Annotated in this window: 2 protein-coding genes; both read left to right on the forward strand. The window is 62.5% G+C overall.

Going from position 1 to position 1,838, the window contains the following annotated elements; genetic code table 11:
• Positions 1–949, forward strand: a 949-nt coding sequence (locus ACYVL5_RS23520; protein WP_460597980.1) for a Mu transposase domain-containing protein, incomplete at its 5' end; no start/stop codon positions are given.
• Positions 950–961: 12 nt separating this feature from the next.
• Positions 962–1,702 carry an ATP-binding protein gene (gene istB, locus ACYVL5_RS23525; protein ID WP_460597981.1) on the forward strand — a complete coding sequence of 247 codons (741 nt, stop codon included), beginning with the start codon at positions 962–964 and terminating at the stop codon, positions 1,700–1,702.
• Positions 1,703–1,838 lie beyond the last annotated feature (136 nt).

Here is a 1,838-nt window from a genome sequence, read left to right on the forward strand (position 1 = left end):
GCGTGCCTTCGCCTTTATGGGAGCTGTGCCCAAATGCGTCGTCCCCGACAATCTCAAAAGTGGCGTCGCTAAGAGCTGCCGCTACGAACCCGATGTGAATCCCACCTACGCTGCACTGGCGGAGCATTATCAGGTCGCCGTCGTCCCGGCCCGCGTCCGCAGGCCCAAGGATAAAGCGAAGGCGGAGGTCGGCGTGCAGATCGTCCAGCGCTTTATCCTGGCGGCTCTGCGCCACCGGACCTTTTTCTCCCTTGAGGAGGCCAATGCCGCCATCCGGGAGCGCCTGGAACTCCTTAATAACCGCCCCTTCCGCAAGCTCCCCGGCACCCGGAAATCCCGCTTCGAAGAGATCGACCGGCCCGCCATGCTCCCCCTGCCGGAAGCGCCGTACCAGTATGCGGAGTGGAGCAAGGCGCGGGTGCACCTCGATTACCACGTCGAGGTTGACCATCACTTCTACAGCGTGCCGCACCGCCTGGTGCGGGAGCAGGTGGACGTCCGCTGCACCGAAAACACCGTGGAGTGCTTCTTCAACGGCAAGCGGGTCGCATCACACGTGAGGTCGTTCCTGAAGGGGAAGCCCACCACCTGTCCCGAGCATATGCCGCGAGCGCATCTTGAGTTCGCCGAGTGGACGCCGGAGCGTTTCATCTCGTGGGGCGCCCGGATCGGCGAGGCGACTGCCCGGGCCATCGAGGAAGTCCTCTCCCGCAGGGCCTTCCCCGAGCACGGCTTCCGCTCCTGTATGGGGATCCTTTCCCTTGAAAAGCGCTTCGGCCGGGAACGGCTGGAAGCGGCCTGCGCGAGGGCCCTGATGATCAAGGGGGTCAACTACAGGAGCATCAAATCCATTCTGGAAAACAACCTCGACAGCAAGCCGCTTGAGCCCCGCCAGGAACCGCTGTCGCTCTTCCACGACAACATCCGGGGGACCGGCTATTACCATTGAAAAGGAGATCGCATGCTTATCCAGCCAACCATCGAGAAACTCAACGCCATGGGGCTTGCGGCCATGGCCCAGGCGTTCACCGACCAGTTGAACAGCCCCGACATGGCCGCGCTCAGCTTTGAGGAGCGCTTCGGGCTCATCGTGGACTTCCAGATGACCGCTAACGACAACCGCCGTATGCGCAACCGCCTGAAAAGCGCACGGTTGCGGCTGTCGGCTTCCATCGAGGACCTCGACTTCCGCGCCGACCGCAACCTCGACCGGGCGATCATCATGTCGCTGGCGCAGAACCAGTGGGTGAAGCGCCATCACAACATCCTGATCACCGGCCCCACCGGGGCCGGCAAGAGCTATCTCGCCTGCGCCCTCGCGCAGAAGGCCTGCCGGGACGGGCACACCACGCTCTATCACAGGGTGGCCAAGCTCCTCCAGGACATCGCCCTCGCCAAGCTCGACGGCCGCTATCCCAAGCTCATCACGGCGCTGGTGAAGTGCGAGATCCTGATCCTGGACGATCTGCTCATCACTCCGCTCACCCGAGACGACCAAAAGGAACTGCTGGAGATCATTGAGGAGCGCTACGACAGGGCTGCTACCATCATCACCAGCCAACTGCCAGTGAAGGCGTGGCACGACGCCATGCAGGACAAAACCGTGGCCGATGCAATCCTCGACCGGTTGGTGCACAACGCCCACAAGATCGACCTGCAAGGGAAGGACTCGATGCGGCGAAGGAGATCAACATTGACCTGACACGGGACCTGTGAGACAGTGACGACCTCACCTCGCGACTACCCGGTCGCAATCCCCGGAACGCTGGTCGCAATGACAGCGGAACGGCGGTCGCAATCACATCAGTTCACCCGGTCGCAATCATCGGAATACGCAC

The organism is Geomonas sp. Red276, assembly GCF_054784495.1.

Excerpts from the sequence above, each read along its gene's own strand:
- istB (WP_460597981.1), top strand. The coding sequence starts at position 962 with ATGCTTATCCAGCCAACCATCGAGAAACTCAACGCCATGGGGCTTGCG.